Below are 8,680 nucleotides of genomic sequence, written 5' to 3'. Positions count from 1 at the left end.
GCCTGAGCGCTGGACATCCCGGACAATCCATCGGGAACCAGTACAGTCGATGCCGACAGAACTGCGCCAATAGCCACTGCGAGCAAAAGCTTCTTCATGTGCATATCGATCTCCGTCTTGTTGTGGGTGTATCAGTGAATACTCGAGGCCAGTTCGAAGATGGGGATGTACATCAGGATCACGATCACCCCGATCAACAGGCCAATGAACGTCATGAGCAGCGGTTCGAACAGACGTACAAACCATTCGATCCAGCGGCTGATTTCTTCGTCATAGAAGTCGGCGCTGCGTTCCATCATCTGCCCGAGGTTGCCGGACTGTTCGCCTGCACGCAGCAAGCGCAGGGACACGGGTGTCACCAGGTGATTGAGCTCCAGCGCGGCGGACAGCGATTGACCCTCGCGTACCCGTTCGCAGGCCTGGTCCAGGCGTACGCGGGAGGGCACGGTGAGCAGGCCGCGGACCATGCCCATGGCGGTGACCAGCGGGATACCGCCCTGCAGCAGAATGCCCAGGGAGCGGTAGAAGCGTGCCAGTTCGTACATGAAAATACGTTGATGAACCGCCGGCAGTCGTTCGATCACGCGATCGACGCCACGACGAAAGGCCGGCTGGCGCTGGAGAAAGGCGAGGGCGACGACGATGGCCACCAGGGCACCGAAAAATTCACCCTGATGCGCATGCAGGAACATCCCGCAACTCATCAGCACCTGGGACAACCACGGCAGGTTCGACCCCAGCCCCTCGAACACCAGGCTGAAGCGCGGCACCACGTAGCCCATCAGGAATAACACCACGCCACCTCCTACCACCAGCAATAGCATAGGGTAGATCGAAGCGCTGACGATCTTCTGGCGAACCTCGTCCATGCGCTGGCGATAGCTGACATACCGACCCAGTGCATCACCCACGGCGCCGGTCTTCTCGCTGGACTGTACCAAGGCGACGTAGAGAGGCGGGAAAACCGCAGACAACTGGCCCAATGCCTGGGAGAAGGATTTGCCCTCGTACAGCAAGCGCACCAGCTCGCTCAAGGTTTTGCGGGCCTGGGGCGCGTTTTCTTTTTCCGCCAGGCTTTCCAGTGCATCGATCAGTGGCAGGCCGGCATTGAGCAGCGTGGTCAGCTCCTGGCTGAACAACACCAGGTTGAAGGTTTCGCGTTTGTGCAGGCGCAGCGCTTGCCAGCGCCGGTCGGCCTGCAGGCTGACGACGCGCAAGCCCTGGTCCTCGACCATGCGCCGCGCCTCGCTGTCGCCCTGGGCCTCGACGGTCACCGACACGACGCCGGCCTTTCCCACTGCCTTGAGATGAAACCGCATGGTCGCCACTCCCGTCATTGCCAACTGGTGACTTCGGCGTTTTCGCCTTCGCCGCCAGGTTGGCCGTCCTTGCCCATGGACAGCAGGTCGTACTCGCCGTTTTCCCCGGGGTAGCGGTAGTTGTAATTACGTCCCCACGGATCCTGGGGCAGTTTTTTCTGCAGGTAGGGGCCGGTCCAGCGGGTTTCATCGCTGGGCGCGGTCACCAGCGCCTGCAAGCCTTGTTCGGTCGAGGGGTAATGCCCGACCTCCAGGCGGTACAAGTCCAGCGCCTTGCCCAGGCCTTCAATCTGCGCCTTGGCCACTTTCACTTCCGAGCGGCCGAGCTGGGCAAAGTACTTCGGCGCGACGATGCCGGCCAACAGGCCAAGCACCACCAGCACCACAAGCAATTCGAGCAGGGTGAACCCGCGCTGAGCTCGGGGGATATAGCTACGCGCAATACAGCACTGACGCTGTTTCATGATGACCTCACACATAGACGGAAGGGTCGCGCGAAAGCCTTATGCAATTGCCATGCACAGGCCCGGTCATTGCCCTGCAACCCCCGTAATAAGGGGCTTTACAGTTACGGCACGGTGCTTGCGTACGTCTGGTTCACGACTTGTCATTGGGGCATTACCCCCATTTTTCGGGGCAGGTCAGGGGAGGTACCAATGATCAAGTCATTCACTGCGGGACTGCTGGGCGTGCTGTTGCTGGCCGGGTTCGCGCACGCCGATGTGTTCATTTCCGTCGACGCCAAGGGCAGCTACGTCCTGTCCAACGTCCACCGTCCCGGCCGCCACTATGAACGGGTGATCCGTGAGCCTGAGGTGGCCCAGGTCAGCCTCGACCAGCAGCCGCAGATGGTTGCCGCGCGGCCCTATGCCGAACTGGTGTCGGCAGCGGCCACGGCCAACCAGTTACCGGCGGCGCTGTTGCATGCGGTGATCCAGGCCGAGTCCAGCTACAACTCCGGCGCCACCTCGCCCAAAGGCGCGGGCGGGTTGATGCAGTTGATGCCCGACACCGCCCGGGAGCTGGGGGTGAAGGATGTCTACGACCCCAAGGCGAACATTCAGGGCGGGGCCAAATACCTCAAGCGCCTGATGACCCTGTTTGACAACGACATCGCCCTCGCCGTGGCGGCCTACAACGCCGGGCCACAGGCAGTGATCAGCCGTGGCGGAGTAATCCCGCCGTTCGCCGAAACCCAGCGCTATGTGCCCAGCGTCCTGCGCCAATACCGGCGTCTGCAGGGGCTGGCCGTGGATGCTCCGCTGTGATTGGGGGATTCCCCAATTGTGGGGAAAACCGACAGGCATCGGTTAACCCGCAAACCGGGGAATGGGTGGGGGATTTCCCCCGACTTATCAAATCGTCCGTATAACCTTCTGAAAAATAACAAAAAGTTTTATGGCATGGCGATTGCTGAAGTGATTTTTGACGAGACGTATTCCCAATGAGCACCCCACCGAGGCCCGTGATCATGACCGGCAAACCCAACGCTCATCACCTGCTTAATCTGCTGCTGTTTCTGGTGCCGATGTTCGGCCTGGAAGCGGCCCAGGCCGCTCTGCGCTGCGAGCGCAATCTGGTGGCAAACGTCGTGGCGCTGGACCAGCCGCTGATGTTCAACCGACTCGGCGCACAGAACGTCAACGGCATGATGTTCGCCCTGCGCCGCGATGTGGTCGACGACCACAACAGATCACTGGCCCAGGGTGGCACGGCAGTGCCAGGCAAGGTCTCGCTGCGGCCCGACAAGCGTCCGCGGCCCCTGGTGCTGCGCGTGGCAGCCGGTGATTGCCTGACCATCAACCTGCAGAACCTGCTGGCTTATCAAGCCAACCCCGGCAGTCATGACGGCGGGGAGGAAGAAGAAGGGGAAATCGAAGGCGAAGTTGAAATTGGTGCAGTCGATGACTTCAAGGTCGACGAGCAGGTCACGGACCGCCATGTCGGCTTCCAGGTTAACGGCATGCAGGCGGTTAACAGTATCGACGACATTTCCTCCTATACCGGCCGCAATGCCAACACCCTGGTCGCCCCCGGCGCAAGCCGCTCCTATACCTTGTATGCCGAACGCGAAGGCGCTTTCGCCGCCAGCAGCCGTGGCGCCACCTTCGGTGGTGAAGGCGCTGCCGGTAACGTCGCCAATGGCCTGTTCGGCGAAGTGGTGGTAGTGCCCAAGGGCGGCCGCTCCTATCGCAACACCGTGACGGAAGAAGAGATGCGCCTGGCCAGCACCGGGCGTACACCGACCGGACAACCGATCGTTGATTACCAGGCACGCTACCCGCAGCGCGAGCCGTGGATCCGTGAAGGCAAGGCCGGCACGCCGATTATCAATATGGTCGACGGCAGCGAAATCATTTCCAGCGAGAGTGACGCGATCGTCATGGGCAGCAACGCCGACGGCAGCTTCCCGCCTTCGACCTATCCCCTGGAAGCCATTGGCAAACGCAACCCGGCGCTGCCCAACCGGCTGGAACCGTTCCGCGATTTCGCCTCGCAATTCCAGGATGAAACCGCGGCCACCCAGGCATTCCCCGCTTACTGGGCAGACCCGGTGATGGCCCACGTGCTGGAACCGACCCGCGATTCGTTCATGATCAACTATGGCTCCGGCGGCATGGGCGCCGAAGTGGTCGCCAACCGCCTGGGCGTCGGGCCGATGCACGATTGCCTGTCCTGCGCCTACGAAGAGTTCTTCCTCAGCTCGCACACCGTCGGCGACGTGGCGATGCTGGTGGATGTGCCGGCCAACGCCGGCCTGGAAAACATTCGTCCCGGGGAAACCCCGCGCGCCGACCAGATCGGGGTCAAGGCCACCATGGCGCTATACCCGTCTGAGCCGTCCAACGTCAACCACAGCTACATCGGCGACTTCGTGAAATTCCGCAACACCCACAACGGTCACGAGCAGCACATTTTCCACCTGCACGGGCACCAGTGGCTGTTCAACCCCAATGACGACAACTCCGACTACGTGGATGCCCAGGGCATCGGCCCGGGCGCCGGCTACACCTATGAAATCGCCAACGGTGGTTCGGGCAACCGCAACCGCGTGGCCGGCGATGCGATCTATCACTGCCACTTCTACCCGCACTTTGCCCAGGGCATGTGGGCCATGTGGCGGGTGCATGACGTGTTTGAAGAAGGCACCAAACTCGAAGTCTCGCAACAAGGCGACGACGGTTACCACAGCGAACCCTATGCCCTGCGTAGCGGTAAACCCGCGGCGGGTGCCCGGGCCCTGCCTGATGGCGAGATCATCGCCGGTACCCCGATTCCAGCGGTAGTGCCGCTGCCCGGCAAGGCTATGGCGCCGATGCCAGGCAAGGTCGCGGTCGTGCCGAAAATCGGTGAAACCCTGGTGGCCGGTCACGACGATGACGATGAAGAAGACGACGATGATGACCACCAAGGTGGCACCGGTGGTGCCCAGGCCATCGGTTCGCTGGCCCTGGTGGATCGCAGCGAAGCCAACCGCAATGCCGATGGCAGCCTGAAAAACCCTGGCTACCCATTCTGGATCGGCGGCATGGAAACGTCGGTCGGCCAACGCCCACCGACCCCACCCCTGGACATGCTTGATGCAGCCAAGGCCCAGGCCTTGAAAACCAGCGGCAATTCACTGTGGGCCAACCTCGACCCGGCGCAATCCGGTGGCTGGGATGGCGGCCTGGGCCGGCATTCGCTGGACGGCTTTTCTGCTGGCGGTGAAGCAAACACCATCACCACCTCGCTGGATTTCTCCAAGGAAGTGACCCGCGCCAAACCCATCTACATGCCGGAAGAGGGCACTGAGGTGGAACAGGCAGCGATGGCCTTCCATGCCAAGAAAGACCACCCAAGCTACGCGTTGCTGCCAGGCAACCAGATCGTGGCGCGAGCCTTCCGCACCAATGGCGCCTTGCCCATTGCCGGCGCGCCTTATTACGAACCCTGCATGGACGACCGGCAAAAACGCCTGACCAGCAGCGCCGGTACTGGCGAGTTTGCCAGCGGCGAGCGTATCGACGGCATGTCCTACACCGGTTCGTCGACCTTCACTGCCGACCGTCCAAGGGTCTACAAAGCCGCGAATATCCAGTTCGATGCGGTGTACAACAAGGTCGGTTACCACTTCCCGCAAGCGCGCATTCTGGCCCTGTGGGAAGACGCCTGGCCGGTGATCACCAAGCAGCGGCCACCAGAGCCTCTGGTAATGCGCATGAACACGTTCGACTGCGTGCAGTACCAGCAAACCAACCTGGTGCCGGCCACCTATGAGATGGACGATTATCAGGTGCGCACCCCAACCGACGTGATCGGCCAGCATATCCACCTGCCGAAATGGGACCTGACGGCGGCCGACGGCTCGGCCAACGGCTGGAACTACGAAGATGGCGTGCTCTCCCCAGGCGCCGTGCAGGAGCGTATCCACGCCATTCGCGAATTCAACCAGTGCCTGGGCGCCGATCCGCGTGACGGCACGCCGGCCTGCCCGAAAGCCAAGAACCATCCGTTCTTCGGTCAATACGGTCGGGCGGACTGGGTCGGTGCACGGACGGCAATGCAGCGCTGGTTCGTCGATCCGGTGGTTAATACCAAAGGCGTCGACCGTGGCCTGGGGACCATCTTCACCCACGACCACCTCGGCCCATCGACTCACCAACAGATTGGCCTGTACGCCACCGTGCTGGCTGAACCTGCCGGCTCCACCTGGTTCCACGCCGAGACCGGCGAGCAGCTGTACAGCGGCGCTCGGCAAGACGGCGGGCCGACTTCGTGGCAAGCAGTGGTGTCCACCGGCGACCTGGATGGCGACGGCAAGAACGACAGTTTCCGCGAGTTCTTCCTTGAGTACAGCGACTTCCAGCACGCCTATGAAGCCGGTGTGTACGTGGGCGCCGGCCCCAATGGCGTGCCCAACCCGACGGCGTTCCCGGCCACTGCGGACAGCTTCCGCTACGCCATCAACCCGCCTGTGCGCAACAACGCCAGCAACCTGCTGGACGGCATCATCGAAGTGCAGGGCGGCATGGTCCCAGGCTGCCCGACCCGGCCGTGTCCGCAGGCAATCTCGGTGGATGACCCAGGCATGTTCGTCGTCAACTATCGCAACGAGCCATTGGCGTTGCGGGTGTATGACCCGAACAAACTCGGCCCTGACGGTAAGCGCGGCATGCAGGCGGACGGCCTGGGGGGCGACCTCGCGTACGCCATGCAAAGCCGTACCGACCGTGCCATCGCTGCGATGAACCTGGCGCCCAACCTGGTCACCTCGGCGACCGGCCCAACCGGCGGCACCACGCTGTTCCCACCGCACATCAACCGTGGCGGCGCCGAACCTGGCGACCCGTTCACCCCGATGTTGCGCACCTATACCGGTGACAACGTACGGCTGCGCCTGCATGCCGGTGGCCATGAGGAGGAGCACAACGTGACCCTGCACGGGGTGAAATGGCTGCAGAGCGGTTCCGGCTTCGGCATGAGCTCCAACTCCGGCTGGCGCGCCTCGCAAATGGTCGGCATCTCCGAGCAGATGGGTTTCAACGCACCGGTATCGATACTCTCCAGTTCGGCGGCGACCACGGGTGACTACCTGTACTCCATGGATGCCTCCATCGAGGGTTACTGGAACGGTATCTGGGGTGTTATGCGCAACTACACCGCCCAGCGCAGCGACCTGTTCGCCTTGCCGAACAACCCGAAACCGGCGGGCATGCGCAACACCGTGGCCTACGAAGGTTCCTGCCCACGGATCAGCGCCAACCCCAGCGGCATCGGCACCCGGCCGACCGTGCAACGCAACTATGAAGTGGTCGCGGCGCTGGCCAATGACATCCTGCGCAACCCGTTGAACCTGACCATCGGCGATCCTGCCGGCCTCGGCCAGCACGTCGGCGGGCCGTTGAATCCGGCGGGCGGCACCCTGGTGTTCAACTCGCGGACGGTCAACATCCCGCAGGTCACGGTGACCGATCCTGAAGATGGCGAAACCATCACCATCGGCGGGCAAAGCGGGCCGCTGCATGATCCGACCGCCATCCTGTACGTGCGCAAGTCCGACCTCGACCCGAACACCGGCAAGCTCAAACCCGGCGTTCCGGTAGAGCCGCTGGTATTGCGTGCTGCGGCGGGTGACTGCATCAACGTCACCCTGGAGAACCGCCTGCCGCTGGTCATGCCCGACCTGACGCAGACTGCTGCGGTGCAAGGCCTGGTCAAGCGCGATCGCAACAGTGGCCAGGGCTCGACCATCTTCAGCAACAACCTGATTCGGCCGTCCAGCCATGTAGGCCTGCATGCCCAGCTGCTGGCGTACGACATCACCAAGTCCGACGGTGTCAACGTCGGCGCCAACCCGATCCAGACCGTGCCACCACGGGTCGGCAATACCGGGGCCTACCCGACTCGTACCTACCAGTACTACGCCGGGCATCTGGAGCGTGAGGGCAAGCCGGTGACGCAACTGGGTCGTAGTGTCGACAACATCAACGCTACGGCGGTGGAGTTCGGCGGCCTGAACATCACCCCGGCGGACGTGATCAAGCAAGGGCAGAAAGGCCTGGGTGGGGCAATGTCCATCCTGCCGATCGGCGCGACCTGGGTCGAAGACGCCCGCAAGACCAACGCCACGGTTACGGCGCCAGGGCAGGCGGTATACCGCGACTTTGCGATGGTCTGGCAGAAAGCCTTGAACATGCGCTGGGCCAACGGTCGGCCGGTGGAAGGCATTGCGGCCGAAGGGTTCGGGGTGCCGAACGATCCGCAGGACAACTCGAGCATGGCCATCAACTACAAGGCCGAGCCGCTGTGGTTCCGCTTCGGGCTGGCGCCGGATGCACCCTTCGGTCACGCCGGTGGTGCCGGCTACGGCGACGTGCCTAACGCGCACATGGCCTACAGCAATGCGCTGATCGGCGGCGATCCACAGACACCGGTGCTCTATGCAAAACCGGGGCAACCGTTCCGTACGCACATCCTGTTGCCAACCGGTGGCAGCCGTGGCACGACCTTTCAGCTGGATGGCCACGTGTGGTCGGTCAACCCGTTCCAGTCGGAGAAGAGCGATACCGATGGCTATCCGATGGGTACCCCGGGCGTGGGTTCGGTGCGGTTCGGCTACAACCCGATGTCGATGTACATCGGCGCCCGGGAAAGCATCCTGCCGGCCGCGCACTTCAGCTTCATGCACCCAAGTGCCGGGGGCAGTAACGCCATACCGGGTGACTACCTGTACCGCGACTACGGCGCCTACGGCAATACCTCCGGCTTGTGGGGATTGCTGCGGGTGACCAACGAACCGGAACCGGCGCCGCCAGCCCAGTAGGAGCGAGCTTGCTCGCGATGGAGTCATGGGCCACACCCTCAACACCAGGGTGGGT

General features: G+C 62.9%; 4 protein-coding genes. 2 read left to right on the top strand and 2 right to left on the bottom strand.

Annotation, left to right across the window (positions count from 1 at the left end):
* Window positions 1-131: 131 nt before the first annotated feature.
* Window positions 132-1,319 (bottom strand): type II secretion system F family protein, encoded by a 1,188-nt coding sequence (locus UB23_RS08120; RefSeq protein WP_045058829.1) that lies wholly within the window; start codon window positions 1,317-1,319, stop codon window positions 132-134.
* Between the two features lie 14 nt (window positions 1,320-1,333).
* Window positions 1,334-1,783 (bottom strand): type II secretion system major pseudopilin GspG, encoded by a 450-nt coding sequence (gene gspG, locus UB23_RS08115; RefSeq protein ID WP_045058832.1) that lies wholly within the window; start codon window positions 1,781-1,783, stop codon window positions 1,334-1,336.
* Between the two features lie 192 nt (window positions 1,784-1,975).
* Here gspG and UB23_RS08110 point away from each other — a divergent pair, with 192 nt between their 5' ends.
* Together UB23_RS08110 and mnxG are read left to right on the top strand one after the other, a co-directional pair.
* Complete coding sequence (locus UB23_RS08110) at window positions 1,976-2,587, top strand: lytic transglycosylase domain-containing protein (protein WP_209012927.1); 612 nt, start codon at window positions 1,976-1,978, stop codon at window positions 2,585-2,587.
* A 203-nt stretch (window positions 2,588-2,790) separates the two neighbouring features.
* A complete protein-coding gene (mnxG, locus tag UB23_RS08105; RefSeq protein ID WP_045058828.1) occupies window positions 2,791-8,625 on the top strand; it encodes a manganese-oxidizing multicopper oxidase MnxG in 5,835 nt (1,944 codons plus the stop codon).
* Window positions 8,626-8,680 lie beyond the last annotated feature (55 nt).

The sequence above is a fragment of the Pseudomonas sp. ES3-33 genome (assembly GCF_000952175.1).
GTDB lineage: Bacteria > Pseudomonadota > Gammaproteobacteria > Pseudomonadales > Pseudomonadaceae > Aquipseudomonas > Aquipseudomonas gregormendelii.
This window is presented reverse-complemented; position numbering and strand designations above follow the sequence as displayed.

What these genes read in the sequence shown, in the direction of transcription:
- mnxG (WP_045058828.1), top strand. Translation starts at nt 2,791, where the DNA reads ATGACCGGCAAACCCAACGCTCATCACCTGCTTAATCTGCTGCTGTTT.
- UB23_RS08120 (WP_045058829.1), bottom strand. Translation starts at nt 1,319, where the DNA reads ATGCGGTTTCATCTCAAGGCAGTGGGAAAGGCCGGCGTCGTGTCGGTG.
- gspG (WP_045058832.1), bottom strand. Translation starts at nt 1,783, where the DNA reads ATGAAACAGCGTCAGTGCTGTATTGCGCGTAGCTATATCCCCCGAGCT.
- UB23_RS08110 (WP_209012927.1), top strand. Translation starts at nt 1,976, where the DNA reads ATGATCAAGTCATTCACTGCGGGACTGCTGGGCGTGCTGTTGCTGGCC.